Origin of the sequence: Leptolyngbya sp. CCY15150 (assembly GCF_016888135.1) — a bacterium.
In the GTDB taxonomy this organism is placed as follows: Bacteria; Cyanobacteriota; Cyanobacteriia; order RECH01; family RECH01; genus RECH01.
In genome coordinates this window covers 74,845-90,478 of the sequence record NZ_JACSWB010000173.1, presented here as the reverse complement: position 1 = coordinate 90,478, position 15,634 = coordinate 74,845, and the positions used below count along the sequence as shown (strand labels likewise).

Genomic DNA, 15,634 nt, shown 5'->3' with positions numbered 1-15,634 from the left:
CTCTCCACGAAAGCACTCCAGCGGTGCTATAGTCAGATTGCTAATCTGTTGTACGGTTTAGGTCGTACCGAGGGTTCGAATCCCTCTCTCTCCGTTCTAACAAGCGTTTCAGCTCATTTACATAACCGCAATTTCCCTCAGGTTTTCCCACCTTTTGACCGCTCATTAGGAGTGTTTTAAGGCATTTTGGGGGGAGATTGGGGGGACAAATTTTGGCGATCGCCCCATTCCTGCCCTCACAAGTCTCTATCGAAGGTGTTTTCGTCTACCTTTAGAGAGAGACTATAATTGATTGCAAGTTCATTCAAACCTTGGCGGGGAAACAGGTGACCGAGGAAACACAAGCACCTACCAAAGTCTTTATCAGCTATAGCTGGGACTCAGAAGATCACAAAGAACGTGTGTTGGCGTTGGCAAACACGCTGCGAAAACCTTGGGGAATAGAAACTGATATAGATCAATACGTTAGAGCTAAGCCCCCATTTACTCCTCTACAGGGTTGGGAATTGTGGATGGAAAAAAGGATTGAATGGGCTGAGTTTGTGCTGATAGTTTGTACGGAAACCTATCAGCGGCGATTTAGAGGGAATGAAGAACCTGGGATTGGACAAGGAAGCACCTGGGAAGGAACGATCATCAGGCAGCATCTTTACAATAATCAGTTGGTATGTACTAAGTTTATCCCCGTTGTCTTTTCGTCTCAAGACCTGAAGCATATTCCTATTATTTTTAATGGAAACGATAAATATATTCTTGAAGATGAAAAAAGCTTTGGGGAACTGTGTTATCGCCTCAACAAGAAGCCTGTCGTTACAATGCCAGAAGTTGCGATAGCGAAATTACAAGCACCTCCGGCACCAAAATTCTTCCTACCCCAAACATCGCAGACAGAACCACCATCAGTTTTTCTAGATGTTGCTGAAATTCGAGCGCAAGATGCTATTAAGCTAGAGTCGGAGTTAGAGAAGACTTCAGTTAATGCACAAACAAGTGACTGCACCCGATCAGAGAGCCTGCTGAAGTTAGAAGAACTCCTGAAGACAGAAAAAATCAAAGAAGCAGATGAGCAAACCAGAAAGCTCATTTTGATGGAAAACCAAAATAAGCCTTTAACTGCTCCTGAAATTAGGCAGCTTCCTTTGGGCTTACTTAGCAATATTGATCGTCTTTGGATGGAATATAGTGCCGGAAAGTTTGGGTTGAAAGTTCAGCAGCAGATGTGGCAAAAAATTCAGGAGCCAGAAAAACCACGCTTTAACCTCTTTGCCAAAAAGGTAGAGCCATTAACTGAATCACAGGTATGGAACCGATTGGGATGCTTAGTGGGCTGGCGTAGTGATGATGAAAAGCTGTTACTAGATGCAAAGATTGATTTCTCGATCAAGGCTCCTTCGGGCTGTTTTCCTCGGACTCGATCGTGGTTACATGGTGGTTATGGAAATACTGTGAAGCAGTTTGTGGTGTTAATGGAGCGAGTAGCACAAATGGAGTGAAATGGGTTTGTATAACAGCTTGTGAGGCTAGGTTTTAGAGTTTAAACTAAATGGGATCTGAGCTGGCTTGAAAGCTTGCAGCTATATAATTTTGGTTAAGACAGTCTTTGCGCTCAACCCTTATGTCGGACACGATTGAAGTCTTCATTTCTTACTCCAAGCAAGACAAAGCGTTGCGTGATGGATTGCTTTCTCACCTGCGTCCCCTTGAGGGGGCAGGTATTATCACTTGGCACGATCGCCAAATTCTGCCAGGGACGCAGTGGGACGCAGAGATCAAAGCACGCCTCAATGCCGCAGATATCATTTTGCTGCTAATCAGTGCCGACTTTTTGGATACAGACTACTGCACTCAAGTTGAGATTCCAGCAGCATTGCGGCGACATAAAGCGGGCGAAGCCATAGTAATGCCTGTCATTTTACGCTCCTGTGCCTGGAGGTTTACTCCCTTAGCACCCATCCAGGCATACCCTGAAAAGGCTAAGCCTATCGTAAGCTGGGATCATATCGATGAGGCTTATACGAATGTGGTAGATAGCGTCGATCTCGCCGCAACAAAGATTAAGGAACGACGTAGCCAGCAGCGGGCAGAGCAGGAGCGAATTCAGCGAGAGCGGCAACGACAGGCGGAAGAACAGGAGAGACTGCGCCAAGCCGAGCAATTGAGACAGCAGCAAGCGGCAGAAGAAGCAAGGCTTAAACAGCGAGAATTAGAGCAACAGCAGCAGGAACAACTCAAACAAGCAGCAGCCAGAAGCAAGCAACTAGCCACACAGCAAAACCAATCGTCTGAGGCTACCAAAGGAGATTATGCTCAGTTAGAAGCTTTGCTAAAGGCAGGGAAATGGAAAGAGGCAGACCGGGAGACTGCTCAGCAGATGTACCAGGTCATGGGACGACAGAGCCAAGGCTGGCTGCGAGTTGAGGATGTACATCTATTTTCCTGTGCCGACCTGCGGGCGATTGATCAACTCTGGGTGACGCACAGTAAAGGCAAGTTTGGCTTCAGCGTCCAGAAAAAGATTTGGGAGCAGTGCGGTAGCCCCACAGAGGACAATAGGCAATGGGAAAAGTTTGGGGAAGCGGTGGGTTGGCGATCGAGAGGGCTTCTGGGAATCGGAGCGAGATGGGGGATTTACTCCCTGGATGATAGCTCTGCCGCTCCTCGGGGGTACTTTCCGGCTTGGTGTGGGGGTGGTCCTTTTGAGGTGTTTGTTGATTATTCTTCTAGGGGGTTTGGTCAAGGGGCGGTTGGTTCAGTGAAGGTGTGGCAGTTGGCGGGTCTTCTCTTCTCTCGCACGAAGATGTGTAAACTCTAGCCTTTAACAGTTTCAGGCGCTCCCAAAGATTTGTAGTAGCCTTCTTACCTAACCTATGAGTTGCATTTCAGCCATTCATTACTAGTTCCAGCCCACCCTACTCTTTGAGTCACTGGCATTACCCACTCTACCGAATGCTATATTCTATGCAATTTCCCTCAAATCTTGCCGGAGAAATAGGTGATCGAGCAAGCGACAAGAGTCTTTATCAGCTATAGCTGGGACTCAGAAAAGCAAAAAGCAGACGTGTTAGCTTTAGCAAATGAGCTACGAGTGAATTGGGGTGTGGATGCAGAAATAGACCAATATGTTCGAGCTGAGCCTCCATATACTCCAGAACAAGGATGGGATCTATGGATGCAGGAAAAGCTTGAATGGGCTGAATTTGTGCTTATAGTCTGTACAGAATCTTACAAGCGACGATTTGAGGGAAAGGAAGAAGTTGGTAAAGGCATGGGTGTTTCATGGGAAGGAACGCTTATTAGACAGGAAATTTATAATACTCAATTGAAGAGCACCAAGTTTATTCCAGTCGTATTTTCTTCCACTGATTTAGCCTATGTTCCTTTAGTCTTGAGGTCTAAGGACATATATAGTCTCGAAAATAATGAAAGCTATAAGGAGCTTTGCTATCGTCTTAGAAAGCAGCCTATCGTAATAAAACCGGAAGTAGGAGAGATAAATTTAGATTTGCCTTCTGGATTAATGTTCCTTCCTCCTTCTTCTCAGGAAAAACCACGGATAGTCAATACTGTGATAAACAGAAGAGTTTTCTTTAGCTTTCATTACCAGCGAGATATCTGGCGAGTCAATGTTGTACGCAACCATGCCAAGGTGAAAAGTGGCTATCAAGAAGCGGGTTACTGGGATTGCTCCCTTTGGGAATCAACCAAGAGGACAGGTGAAATTTCGCTCAAACGACTGATTGATTCAGGCTTGCAAAATACATCTGTTACTGTTGTGCTGATTGGTACAGAGACATCCGAACGCCAGTGGGTCAACTATGAAATTGAGGAAAGTTATAATCGAGGCAATGGAATGCTGGGGATATACATTCACAACATTAAGAACATAACTGGAAGAACTGACTTGAGAGGGAAAAATCCCTTTGATAGCTTCATAGTTGAGCAGCCAAGTCGATTTGCCTATATGTCAAAGCCACAAATTAGAATGTCACAAATTTACCCAACTTATGATTGGGTAAATGATGGCGGATACAATAACTTTAGCAAGTGGGTTGAAGATGCAGCAAGGGCTGCGGGTCGATAATTAATAAGCTTCCTATGGCGACGCTGGCAGTGGCACAACCAGAAGCAAAATTGTGATCAAGAACGTAATTAAGTAAGGCAGGTTTGCCCAGGATTTGAGCGTGTTAGGAATCTGTCCGAGGAATTTAGTTGAGTTATCGGGTTTGAGAAAATTCCCTTTAACTTTCTCGATCCATTCTTGATCTTCAGGAACGATATACCCACTCAAAATTCGAGCTAATCGATTAAAATTATCGCGAAACTTCCGCTCCAGATATAAGTAGTAAATATCCAGAACCCCGAATAGCGCAAAAGCGACAAATGCCAACACAAATAACGCCGCACTTTGATTGGTAAATCCAAAGCCTGCGATCGCTGCCCACACCGTTAAGCCAACCTTCTTAATTTCTAGTGAATTGTTCGCCATACGAGCGATCGCACTTTGCAACATTTCAGTTTGCTTGATCAAATAGTCCTGATTCTTTTCAATCCAGTCTGAAACGTTAGTCGGCATAGTTTTGATGTATAAGGATAATTGCCCAAATGTAAGGTTTTAGTCTGTACTTTTGAAGAGTATTTTATGCAGCTTCAAGTATCCAATTTGACAAGCTGAATACTCGCAAGATTCTAAATACTGAAATGGATGCCATTCATTTTTAGCGATCGACTCCATGTAAGTACCATCCTGTTGAGCTACATCGGGTTTCATGTTTGTGACATCAGCATAGTACATATAGCAGATCTCATTCACCTGAGTTCCCACAATATAATGCCCCAGCGGTGCAGCCTGAATCCGGTATCCCGTTTCCTCATACACTTCTCGTTGAGCAGCCGCTTCCGGCGACTCCCCCTCCTCTAACGCTCCTGTCACTGGACAGGGAAATAGCCTGAACTGTCCATCCACCTCTTGATTGTCAATACAAAGGTGCTGGTGGCGAATTAATACCTCACACTGGTTAGGATTTTTGCCACTTTTTCTGAGCAAAAATACGGCAATAGAGTCTTTCCCTTTGCGCTCTAGATAGTGAAATCCTCTGGGAGACTCCTTAACTGAGATCCACTGAGTACTAAAGATGACTCTATCCATTACTTGTGATCCACATCTTTCGATACCTCAAATTGATGTTTGAATGCACGAAGGACTCAGGAGGGCGATCGCCCTCCAGTCGCCAAGATCCTAACACCGTTTCAAGAACAGGAGAGAGCCTAGAAAGTGCCCTCTCAAACGGTCAAGGGCTTTTTGCAGCGGTCAATTACGCATTAGAATTAAAAACAGAGGTTGCAAATACCACTAGGGTTTACCATGACTTAACACGGAACATCATGGAGACGACGGGGGGTGAATGATCAACGGGTTTGAACTTTCTGACCATGCCCTATCTCAAATGCAAGAGCGAAACATCTAACCATCTTGGCTCACTGAAATCCTTTCGTCTCCCGATCGGCTTTTGCTCTTTGCCGATCCTCACGGCAACACCCACTATTTAAAGCAGATTGCAGATTTTTAGGGTAGATGGTTGCGAGTTATTGTCAACCCAACGGTTAATCCCCAACGAATTGTCACAATCTTTTTTGATAGGAGAGTCAAATGAAGTTAACTGTTCATAAAGACGATGATGCCCTGTACTTGCGCCTAGATGATACCCCCATCATCGAGTCCGAAGAAGTAAGCGATGGCATTATTTTAGATTACAATGCTGATGGTAAAGTGGTTGGCATTGAAGTGCTTTACATCAGTCAACGCAGTCCTAACTCCTGGCAACACATTCTTTTAGAAACAACGGTTTAGCAGTCGAGAGTGAATTGGTTGGTTTTCCTAGAAAAATAAATTATGACTCAATTGAGTCCGCCCTCCAGTCGCCAAGAGCCTAACACCGTTCTAAGAACAGAAGAAAGTCTAGGAAGCGATCGCTTCCCCCATAACACCAAGGGCGATCGCTGGGTTATATTAAATCTGACTCAACACCTTTCTTGTCGCAGCAACCTGTAGTGTAGGCGATGGGCTTCTTTTACAAGCATTACTGCTCACTGAATTAGGCTCCAAAATCTGTAGGATCAATTCCAGGATTGAACACTTGTTTGAATTTAAAACCCATGGATATCTTGACAGAGTGCGATGATCTCAAAACCCAACTCGATGCTCTGCGACCCTTAGACCCTGACCTTCTCAAAAACCTACGAGACGTCTATACCGTTCGCCTCACCTACAACTCTACTGCCATTGAAGGCAACACCCTCACCGAAACCGAAACCCAAATCGTGATCGAAAAAGGCATTACCATCGGCGGTAAATCCCTTCAAGACCATCTAGAAATTATCAACCATGCCGAAGCCCTTGATCTTGTGCGCGACCTCGCCCAAGCTAATACCCCCATCACCGAATGGGAAATACGCCAGATTCATAGCCTAGTCTGCAAAGGTGAGAACCGTGCAGGTACCTACCGCATCGTTAATGTCATGGCTGCAGGCACCAACTACCGCTACCCCGACGCCATTCAAGTACCCGACCTCATGGCTGATTTCAGTGGCTGGTTATCCCAACCCCACTCGCTGCATCCCATCGAAGTCGCCACCGAAATCCACGCCCGCTTGGTGACCATCCATCCTTTCACCGACGGCAACGGTCGAGTTGCTCGCCTGTTGATGAATCTCCATCTCTTGAGAACGGGTTATCCCCTCGCTATTGTGCAAGCTGCTGACAGAGTTGCCTACATTGATGCTGTGGTGGCTTGGCAAACTGGTAACCCCCAACCTCTATTCCATCTGGTGGCTAACTGCGTAAAACTATCGGCCGTGGAAATTCTCAGCCTAGCCAGCTAGAGGGATGCTCCCCTACTCACCATGCAACAGACGCTATGGATGCAGATATCCCTCAATTAACAGATCTGATCCAATCAACTGCCAAGACATGCGTTCAAGGGCGATCGCTTCTGTCATCTGCGTCAGCCCTAGGTCACCCACCGGTGAAGGAGCTTGGCTGCCACCAATAATTTTCGGTGCAACAAACGCCCACACTTTTTGAATAGCTCCATCAGCGATCGCCTTTGCTGCCAACACCCCACCACATTCCCACAGCACCATCAGATGATCGCGATCGTAGAGATGGTGCATCACTGCCGCCGGGGTAAGTTCTGCTAATTCCACCACCTCAACGCCCTGGCGACGCAGGTGGTCTTGCCGGTCAGGGGCTTGCCCTGTTTCTGTGATCACTAAGGTGGCCGCCTGATCCGTATGCCAAAGATGGGCTTCCATGGGTAATGCCATGGAACGGCTGAGCACCACCCGCAGAGGATTGCGATCGCTCTGACCGTGGCTGGTCAACCGAGGGTTATCTTGCCGCACCGTATGGCCGCCTACAATCACCGCATCACAGCGCGATCGCAGTTGATGGACGTGGGTGCGGGCTGCGGAACCGGTCACCCAGGCGCTATGACCGCCCGTTGCGGCAATTTTGCCATCCAGGGTCATAGCATATTTCAAGATACCAAAGGGACGATGGTGCAAGATACGATGCACAAACGCTTCGTTGAGGGTTTGGCAAGCTGCCTCTTCCACGCCCACCATTACGTCAATTCCCGCCTGCTGCAGCCGAGCGATTCCAGTTCCCGCCACTTTAGGATTAGGATCCACCATCCCCACTACCACCCGCGCTACCTGTGCGTTGATCAAGGCTTCGGTGCAGGGGGGCGTCCGTCCGTAATGGTTACAGGGTTCTAGGTTGACGTAGACCGTGGCCCCTTGGGCGCGATCGCCGGCTGCCCGCAAGGCAAATACTTCTGCGTGGGGTTGGCCAGCCTGGGGATGAAAACCTTCCCCGACAATGTGGCGATCGCGCACCACCACCGCGCCCACTAAGGGATTGGGAGCTGTGCGTCCGGCGGCAGACTGGGCCAGGTCTATGCAGCGCTGCATCATGCTTTGGTCAACGTCTAGGAGACTGGATGCATCCATGAATAAGACTACCTGTTATTGAGAGTTCCGGTGTTAGAATAACTCCAATCTAGAATCTACGGCAGTTTTGCCACGTTCTAACCTAGTTGCTGGCAGCTCAGCATTCTTGCATGGACGTGGGAAATGACCTCTAGATGTTACTCCTAGACAAAGGGCTGCTTGGGCATCATCCAATAGTACATCGTCTAAATTCGGCATGATCACTCCAGTTCGTCGAACGTTTAATCAATTCTGTCAACGATGTAGGCGTCCATCCCTGCGGATTGTGCTGATCGTTCCATTTGTGGTACAAATCGTTGCAGCGGTGGGCATTACTGGATATTTATATTTCTACAACAGCCAGCAAGTTGTTGATAGCCTCGTGCAAGATCTGTTAGGAGAAATCAACGAGCAGGTTCAGGGAAAACTAGAAAATTATTTATCCGTCCCCCATACAGTCAACCGCATCAATGCTGATATCCTATCTCAGGAATTGATTGATTTAGACGATTTATCAGCGATTGAAGACTATTTATTAGAGCGCCGTCGCCAATTTGACGATCTCATTTTTATAGCTGTGGCGCTGCGAAACGGTAATTATCTTGGTATTGGCGATCGCCAAGGCTCAGGGCTAACTCTAGGTATCATTGATCAAGAGATAGGCAGGCAAACTAGACTTTGGCAGATTACTCCTACAGGCGATCGCTTACAGGAACTTGATTCATTGCCAGATTTTGATCCTAGAGAACGTAGCTGGTATCGTGTCGCCGTAGAAGCTGGAGGTTCCTTCTGGGCCGAACCTTTTTTTGCCTATGATACTGGAGACTTGCTGCTATCAGCGTCAGAGCGGATCTATGATCAAGAGGGTAACTTTGTGGGAGTTGTGACGGCAACTCTGAGCCTAGAACAGATTAGTAATTTTTTGTCTGAATTAACGATTGGTAAAACAGGTCAGGCGTTCATCGTAGATCGCCAAGGACGGTTGATTGCTAGCTCGATGGAATCGGGGGTCGAAGAGTCAGATACGGAACGATTAGAAGCGATCGCTAGTTCTGATCCCATGACCCGCGAGGTTGCGCGCTACATTGAGTCAGAGCTGGGTGAATTTTCTACCATTCGCCATAGCTCCACCCTCACACCTCGCATCAATAACCAAGTTTTATCTGTTCAGGTTCATCCCTTCCAAGACAGCAGTGGATTAGACTGGCGGGTGATTATTGTGGTGCCTCGGTCAGATTTTACCCAGGTTATGCTGGATAATAACCGCACTATCGTACTTTTTTGTGTATTAGCACTTGTGATCGCGATCGCCATTGGTATTCGCACGACGCGCTGGCTGGTGGCACCGGTTTCCCAGCTCGTGCGTGCAGCAACGTCCCTATCTCAAGGAGACTGGAGCCAGGAGGTTGATACCCAACGCACCGATGAAATTGGGGTTTTGGCCCAAGCGTTTGACGAAATGCGATCGCAACTGAAGCAAGCACAAAAGGATTTGGAACAAAAGATTGCTGAGCGCACTCAGGCTCTGCAGGAGTCTGAGGAAAAATTCTCCAAAGCTTTTCGCCTTTCGCCTGAGCCGTTGGCGATCGTGGCCTATGAATCAGGACAGATCCTGGATGTCAACGATAGTTTTTTAACCCTCAGCGGCTACATCCGCGAGGAAGTCATCGGTAAAACTGGGATTGAACTCAATCTCTGGGCTTGTCCTCAGGATCTAGAGACTGCCATTTGCTACATTGAGGCGCAAGGTACGGTGCGCAATATGGAAATCCAGTATCGGATCAAGTCTGGCACTTTGCGCACGGTCTTATTCTCTGCTGAAGTGATTGAACTGAACCGTGAGCCTTGTGTACTCTGCGTTCTCAGCGACATTACCGAGCTTAAGCAGGTGGAAGCTGTTCTGCAGGAGGCTAAAACCGCCGCCGAGTCAGCTAATAAGGCGAAGAGTACATTCTTAGCTAACATGAGCCACGAGTTACGAACGCCCCTCAATGCCATTCTTGGCTTTACGCAGTTAATGCAGCGCAATTCTGCCTATGCCGCCGCCACGCCAGAATTAACCATCATCAGCCGTAGTGGGGAACATCTGCTGGCCTTAATCAATGACATTTTAGATATGTCAAAAATTGAAGCAGGACAGACGACCCTAGATCTAGCCACCTTTGATCTTGCTGCCCTCTTAAAAACTCTAGAGGGTATGTTAAGGCTGCGAGCTAAGTCTAAAGGGTTGTTGCTTACCTTTCAGAACTACACCTCAAAACCCTATTATCTAATCGGGGATGAACAGAAACTGCGGCAGGTGCTGATTAATCTCCTGGGCAACGCCATTAAGTTTACCGATCGCGGCTCCGTGACTCTTGAGGTCATCCCCCAAGAACCCCCCACTCCCTCAGACTATCCTTCAGAGCATCACGTGCTCCTACAGTTCACCATCAGCGACACGGGATCAGGGATTGCCGAGGAAGATGTCGCGCGACTATTTGATCCCTTTGTGCAAACCACCGCAGGGCGGCGATCGCATCAGGGTACAGGGCTGGGGCTAGCGATCAGCCAAACCTTTGTGCAGTTGATGGGAGGAACGATCCAAGTCCATAGTGTGGTGGGTCAGGGCAGTCAATTCCAGTTTTGTATTCCCATTCAGCGGGCTACCGCAGCCGATATCCAAGCTACCCAGCCCCCGCGCCAAGTGGTCGGTCTAGCGCCCAATCAGCCTCGCTACCGTATGTTGATCGTGGATGAAGTTCCTGAAAATCGTCTACTTCTACGGGCTCTGCTGGAACCTATTGGGTTTGAGATTATTGAAGCCCATCACGGCCAGGCAGCGATCGCCCAATGGCAAACCTACGCGCCCCACCTGATTTGGATGGACATGCGTATGCCGGTGATGGATGGTTATGAAGCTACGCGCTTGATCAAGTCTACGCCTGAGGGAAAAGACACTATCATTATTGCCCTCACAGCTAGCGCCCTGTCCCAAGATCGAGAGAAGATTTTGGGCATCGGCTGTGATGATTTCATCCGCAAGCCCTTTCGGGAAGCTGAGATCTGGGAGGCGATCGCCCACCATTTGGGCGTGGTTTATGTCTATGCCGATCAACGCTCATCCGGTCGAGACAGCGCCAACTCAACGACCTCCCAGCAGGTAGCGGCGGATGACTTGCGGATCATGCCCCAAGCCTGGATCGAGCGCCTCCATGCCGCTGCCATCAGCGGAGATGATGTTCTAGCCCTGCAGCTCGTGCAAGCTATACCAGCAGATCAGCAGAGGTTAGCGATCGCCCTCACCGAGTTGATTCAGACCTTTCGCCTCGATACCCTGAGTGATCTGACCCAAGACATCGCCGCATCACCAGATCGGGGAGAACAGCGTTGACTTACGTCAGATCACGTCACCTAGGCTCGCCTATCCCGGATCTTTGACCGGTTCACCGACCTTAGCTGCTGGCTTACCCAACCCGCGCAAACTGTTCATAATGGTGCTGTTTTGGAAAAAGTCGCTGAGGAGATGCGGGGGATCGGGATCGGGCTTGCGCTGCACCACCCGCCGCAGTCGCCACAGCATAAAGGCCTTCAGCCAGACAATATCGGTGGCTGCTGCATAGAGCCAGCCGTGGTTTTTCACGAAGTAGCGTCGCCGTGAATCAAACCAGTAGGTGGGCAGGCGTTTGGGGCGATCGGTGCGCACCGTGACGCCGGTACTTTGTCCGGCTATGTGCATCACCCGACTTTGGGGCACATACCAACAAAGCCAACCGGCCCGCCGCGCCTGCAGGCAAAAATCGGTTTCTTCGTAATACAGAAAATAGCCCTCGTCCATCAGCCCGATCTCTTCAAAGACCTGGCGGCGCACCATCATGCTGGCTCCGGGTAGCCAATCCACTTGAGCCTCTTCGTTGCTCATTTCCCGAGGTACGACCCAGCGGTTCAACAGTTTGCTGACCAAGCCAATCCGTAGCCCAGAATCTAGCTCACTCAGCAACGAGGGAAACCGGAAGGCGATGGGCCAAGGCGATCCATCGGCATTTTCTAAACCACTGCCGCAGATGCCCACCTTTTCATGCTGCTCCATAAACTCCACGAGGGCCCAGATGGCACCGGGGCGGGCGGCGGTATCGGGGTTGAGCAACAGGAAGTAATCCGGTGGATCAGAGGATTGTAGCGCTGGACGTACCGCGATGTTGTTGCCATAGGCATAGCCACCGTTATGCCCTGAGGGAATCAGCGTGGCCCAAGAGTCCCACTGATTCTCCGCGATCGCTGCCTGCAGATACTCCACCGAATCATCGCCCGACTCATTATCCACCACCGCCACCCGGATACTGGGATGGGTTTGCACCTCCTCAACCAGCGATCGCAATCCATCTACCACTAACCGCGACGTGCGATAGTTGACGATCACCACTAAGACCGACGGGTCGTTTACTGCAAGGGAATCACTTATGGTCATAGAACCTGTCATAGAACTCGTGTTTTATACCAACCAATGCAACCTGAAATTCGGCTCATTTAGTCTCATCAGGTCTGCTGTAAGGTCTGTTCAATATAGCTGTGGATACGCTGCGTCATGTCTTCAACAGCGGGTTCTTGCAGCATACTGGCATGACCACCAGCCACATCATAGACCTTCACGTCCTGGGCAGTCAGATCGCCCCATCCCAGCAGATTATCCACAAATCTACAAATATGGGGTTCATTATCGCCCTCGCCCGTGGTGGCTCGCAGCAGCAGCAGTTCTCCCTGATAGAGTTTCTTGGGCTTATACTCCTCGGCAGACAACAGGTAGACCGTGCGCACCGGCAATCCCTTGAGGAATTTGGGCAGCGGCGCTTGGCGATCGAGGTAAAAGCGCATCAGCTTAAACTGGAGGCGATCGCTGGCCTTCTGGATCCGAGATTGGGTTTCGTAGCGCACCAAGTTAGAGGCCTTGGTCACAACTTTCACCGCAATGCCTAGGAGACGTTCATGGAGCGGTCGGCGGCTCTCCTCCTCTAGGGCCTGGGTGAACCGATTGAGCCGCTGGCTGGCAATGCGTCCCACCTTTTCTTGAGCATGGATGTAGGCAGCATCCATCAAGGCAACCAAGGCAACGGTTTGCCCCTGGGCTTCAAGCTGACAGGCTATTTCAAACGACAGAACGCCACCGGCACACATCCCCCCGAGCAAATAGGGACCTTCTGGCTGCACCTGACGGATTTGCTGGATATAGTAGGCAGCCATGTCTTGAATGCGCGTATGCAAAATGGGAAAACCAGGACGGCTGAGCGGCTGAATGCCATAGACCGGGCGGGGGGCTAGGCGTTTGGCTAAATTTCGATAGAGCAAGGTTTCACCGTCGCCATCATGGATGAGAAACAGCGGTGGGCTGGCATCTCCAGACTGCAAGAGGATCAGGGAGGTTGGCTCGCCGGTTTGTGCCTCACGGTGGTCGAGACGCTGGGCCAGCTTTTGAATGGTAGGCCGCTCTAGCAGGGTGGTCAGCGGCAGACGCTCCCCAAACCGCTGCTCGATCTGCACCACCACCTCAACAGCGAGCAAGGACGTTCCCCCTAGATCAAAATAGTCGTCCGTGATGCCCACGGTTTTGAGATTGAGCAGATCTGACCAGAGGTCTACCAAAATCGTCTCGGTCTCAGTGTTCGGCGCAACGGCGGTATACCCTAGGTCTGGGCGATCGCCTTTGCCTTGGCGGCGAATGTGCTGCAGCACCTGGGTGGGCGATCGCAGCTCGGTAGCAATCATCTGCAACCGTTCAGATGGACTGCCCTGGGATTGGGATGATGGAGATTTGGGTTTAGACGAGGCTGTATCAGAGCGATCGTTGGTTGGATTGTAGGTAAGATTTGCCGCATAATCCGTGGGAAACTCAAAGCAAAACCCCTCATCGGTAGTCTGCTGAAACTCTGCACCACAGCGCTCTAGGAAGCTGAGGGCCGGTTGATTTTTCTTTGAAGGAATAAATAACAAACGCACCGTGGATAGCCCTTGCCGCTGGGCTATTTTCCCTAGTTCACTCAGCATTTGATATTCCACGCCACGGCCCAGCACTCGGCAACTGAGCAAAAAGGTATCGACCTCTAGGGCTCCGCTGCGAGGGCCAAAAATCATCACTCCCACCAGACCATAGTCCCCAAAGCGATCGCTCACTTCAACGGCGCGACAGTTCAGACCTTGGGCAGCCAGTTGCTGCACATCGGCCTCAGAGCGGCGGCGGGTGGTGCAGTTAAACTGATTGGTGCGCTGGGTGAGCTGGGCCACCCGCGACTGTTGCTCCGCCGTTGGAGCTGTCATGGTGGTGGACAAGTCTAAACTGGCGAGAAACACCTCAAGGGAGGGAGCTTCTTTTTCTAAGCGCGATCGCGCCACGTTTTGTTGATAGAGCGCCGTGCGCTTGCGGTCTTCCTCGGTCACCCGTAAGTGGTCAAAGGCCCAGACATGCTCTAGGAATGCCGGGATGTCTGTTTCATTCTTCGGTAATTGTAGGGACAAAACCTCCGGACAGTTGAGCCGCACCTCCGCACATTCCACCGGGTTATCGTCTATAAAAATAAAGCTATCGAGACCGAGATTGAGATCCTCCGCCAAGGATTGAATATTCCCCGACTTCGGCAGCCAATTCACCCGCCAACTGACCAGGTGATCTAGCTTGAGCGGCATGTCTGTGCGCTGCTCAAACACCTCCATCACATCGGCTTCATTGTTTTTGCTGCAGAGACATAGCACCATCCCTGCTTCCTGCTGCTCAATCATGAACCGCTGCAGGGTCTGAAAAGCATCGGTCACCTGAATGCCATCTACGCCATCTTCGCCCACAATCCCCTTCCAGATGGTGTTGTCGCAGTCCAGCACAATGACCTTATAGGGCGATCGCTTAATGGCATAGATGCGCCGAGCGAGGGTGGTGCCGAGGGTGGCAAAAAAGTCGGGCGTGAACGGAATATGTCCGAGGCGATCGCGCTCAGGGTCATAAACCGACGTCGATCCATAGCGCTCAAAGTCGGGCGATCGCAGCAGGTGGAAGTTGCTGGCACTACCGAGTTCTGCTTCAATCTGATCTTCAATGGCTTGAAACGCGATCGCCCAGTCTGGATGCTCTTGGATCGCGGGTGACGAGGGACAAATACCCAGAATATAGGCGGAGGAAGACTGCCCTAGAGCAGTCTGAAACGCCTGGATCAAGTCCTGGGCATTGCGCTGCACATCGGCTAGGCGATCCGCATCGCTCATCTCGTCCGATGATTGGTTAAAGCGCCACCAGTCTTCAAAGCGCAGCAGCACCACATTCACCCCTGTTTGATTGTCCGCCATCAAACTCGTGGGGTTGAGTAACTGCTGAAAGACTTGGTTATAGGGTGTAAACTCTACTGATGCTGGCAAGGCCAGCTTGTCTATCCAAAACGCTAATGATTCCTCTAACGGCTCGGCTGTAAACGTTGCCGCGACAGCAACTGTGTACTGAAGACGAGTGGTGGTGGAGACTGGAGTTTGAGTGGACTGCATCACGCTTCTCAAAAGTTATAGATAGTAGAGTGCTAGCACTCTTAAATTACCCAATCCCACCCAATAGTGAACGCAGATGGAACGGTGAATTTACTGGCTTAGCAACCTGGTTACCTGATCAACGGTGTATCCCCTCACTCTAGCCCTC

12 protein-coding genes are annotated in these 15,634 nt (G+C 50.0%); 7 read left to right on the top strand and 5 right to left on the bottom strand.

The window, feature by feature from the left end; genetic code table 11:
* The first annotated feature begins 311 nt into the window (after positions 1–311).
* From JUJ53_RS11965 to JUJ53_RS25490, 3 genes are all read left to right on the top strand, one after another.
* Entirely contained in the window at positions 312–1,493 is a 1,182-nt protein-coding gene (locus JUJ53_RS11965; protein ID WP_204152251.1) for a GUN4 domain-containing protein, read from the top strand.
* A gap of 122 nt (positions 1,494–1,615) precedes the next feature.
* Complete coding sequence (locus tag JUJ53_RS11960; protein WP_204152250.1) at positions 1,616–2,812, top strand: GUN4 domain-containing protein; 1,197 nt, start codon at positions 1,616–1,618, stop codon at positions 2,810–2,812.
* A gap of 180 nt (positions 2,813–2,992) precedes the next feature.
* Entirely contained in the window at positions 2,993–4,081 is a 1,089-nt protein-coding gene (locus JUJ53_RS25490) for a TIR domain-containing protein (protein WP_204152249.1), read from the top strand.
* A 12-nt stretch (positions 4,082–4,093) separates the two neighbouring features.
* On the opposite strand, the gene JUJ53_RS11950 is transcribed toward JUJ53_RS25490, so the two are convergent.
* Both JUJ53_RS11950 and JUJ53_RS11945 read right to left on the bottom strand, forming a co-directional pair.
* Complete coding sequence (locus JUJ53_RS11950) at positions 4,094–4,573, bottom strand: hypothetical protein (RefSeq protein ID WP_204152248.1); 480 nt, start codon at positions 4,571–4,573, stop codon at positions 4,094–4,096.
* Positions 4,574–4,612: 39 nt separating this feature from the next.
* The gene (locus JUJ53_RS11945; RefSeq protein WP_204152247.1) at positions 4,613–5,146 is read right to left on the bottom strand and encodes an NUDIX domain-containing protein; all 534 of its coding nucleotides are present in this window, start codon (positions 5,144–5,146) and stop codon (positions 4,613–4,615) included.
* A 501-nt stretch (positions 5,147–5,647) separates the two neighbouring features.
* Here JUJ53_RS11945 and JUJ53_RS11940 point away from each other — a divergent pair.
* The 3 genes from JUJ53_RS11940 (at position 5,648) to JUJ53_RS11930 (ending at position 6,879) form a co-directional block, all read left to right on the top strand.
* Positions 5,648–5,848: a DUF2283 domain-containing protein gene (locus JUJ53_RS11940; RefSeq protein ID WP_204152246.1), complete on the top strand. Its 201-nt coding sequence runs from the start codon at positions 5,648–5,650 to the stop codon at positions 5,846–5,848.
* A 42-nt stretch (positions 5,849–5,890) separates the two neighbouring features.
* Complete coding sequence (locus JUJ53_RS11935) at positions 5,891–6,049, top strand: hypothetical protein (protein WP_204152245.1); 159 nt, start codon at positions 5,891–5,893, stop codon at positions 6,047–6,049.
* 104 nt (positions 6,050–6,153) lie between these two features.
* Positions 6,154–6,879 carry a Fic family protein gene (locus JUJ53_RS11930; RefSeq protein WP_204152244.1) on the top strand — a complete coding sequence of 242 codons (726 nt, stop codon included), beginning with the start codon at positions 6,154–6,156 and terminating at the stop codon, positions 6,877–6,879.
* Between the two features lie 33 nt (positions 6,880–6,912).
* Here the strand turns inward: JUJ53_RS11930 and ribD are convergent, their stop codons facing one another.
* Complete coding sequence (gene ribD, locus JUJ53_RS11925) at positions 6,913–8,010, bottom strand: bifunctional diaminohydroxyphosphoribosylaminopyrimidine deaminase/5-amino-6-(5-phosphoribosylamino)uracil reductase RibD (RefSeq protein WP_204152243.1); 1,098 nt, start codon at positions 8,008–8,010, stop codon at positions 6,913–6,915.
* A 196-nt stretch (positions 8,011–8,206) separates the two neighbouring features.
* On the opposite strand from ribD, the gene JUJ53_RS11920 reads away from it, so the two are divergent.
* On the top strand, positions 8,207–11,362 hold the full coding sequence (locus JUJ53_RS11920; protein WP_204152242.1) for an ATP-binding protein: 3,156 nt from the start codon (positions 8,207–8,209) through the stop codon (positions 11,360–11,362).
* Positions 11,363–11,392: 30 nt separating this feature from the next.
* Here JUJ53_RS11920 and JUJ53_RS11915 read toward each other — a convergent pair whose 3' ends face one another.
* Both JUJ53_RS11915 and JUJ53_RS11910 read right to left on the bottom strand, forming a co-directional pair.
* Positions 11,393–12,436, bottom strand: coding sequence for a glycosyltransferase family 2 protein (locus JUJ53_RS11915; protein ID WP_204152241.1), 1,044 nt, complete (start codon positions 12,434–12,436; stop codon positions 11,393–11,395).
* Positions 12,437–12,504: 68 nt separating this feature from the next.
* Positions 12,505–15,486, bottom strand: coding sequence for an HAD-IIIC family phosphatase (locus JUJ53_RS11910; RefSeq protein WP_204152240.1), 2,982 nt, complete (start codon positions 15,484–15,486; stop codon positions 12,505–12,507).
* Positions 15,487–15,634: the final 148 nt, after the last annotated feature.

Coding starts and splice junctions, on each gene's coding strand:
- JUJ53_RS11930 (WP_204152244.1), top strand. CDS start 6,154: ATGGATATCTTGACAGAGTGCGATGATCTCAAAACCCAACTCGATGCT.
- JUJ53_RS11940 (WP_204152246.1), top strand. CDS start 5,648: ATGAAGTTAACTGTTCATAAAGACGATGATGCCCTGTACTTGCGCCTA.
- JUJ53_RS11920 (WP_204152242.1), top strand. CDS start 8,207: ATGATCACTCCAGTTCGTCGAACGTTTAATCAATTCTGTCAACGATGT.
- JUJ53_RS11960 (WP_204152250.1), top strand. CDS start 1,616: ATGTCGGACACGATTGAAGTCTTCATTTCTTACTCCAAGCAAGACAAA.
- JUJ53_RS11910 (WP_204152240.1), bottom strand. CDS start 15,486: ATGCAGTCCACTCAAACTCCAGTCTCCACCACCACTCGTCTTCAGTAC.
- JUJ53_RS11935 (WP_204152245.1), top strand. CDS start 5,891: ATGACTCAATTGAGTCCGCCCTCCAGTCGCCAAGAGCCTAACACCGTT.
- JUJ53_RS11950 (WP_204152248.1), bottom strand. CDS start 4,573: ATGCCGACTAACGTTTCAGACTGGATTGAAAAGAATCAGGACTATTTG.
- JUJ53_RS11915 (WP_204152241.1), bottom strand. CDS start 12,436: ATGACCATAAGTGATTCCCTTGCAGTAAACGACCCGTCGGTCTTAGTG.
- JUJ53_RS11945 (WP_204152247.1), bottom strand. CDS start 5,146: ATGGATAGAGTCATCTTTAGTACTCAGTGGATCTCAGTTAAGGAGTCT.
- ribD (WP_204152243.1), bottom strand. CDS start 8,010: ATGGATGCATCCAGTCTCCTAGACGTTGACCAAAGCATGATGCAGCGC.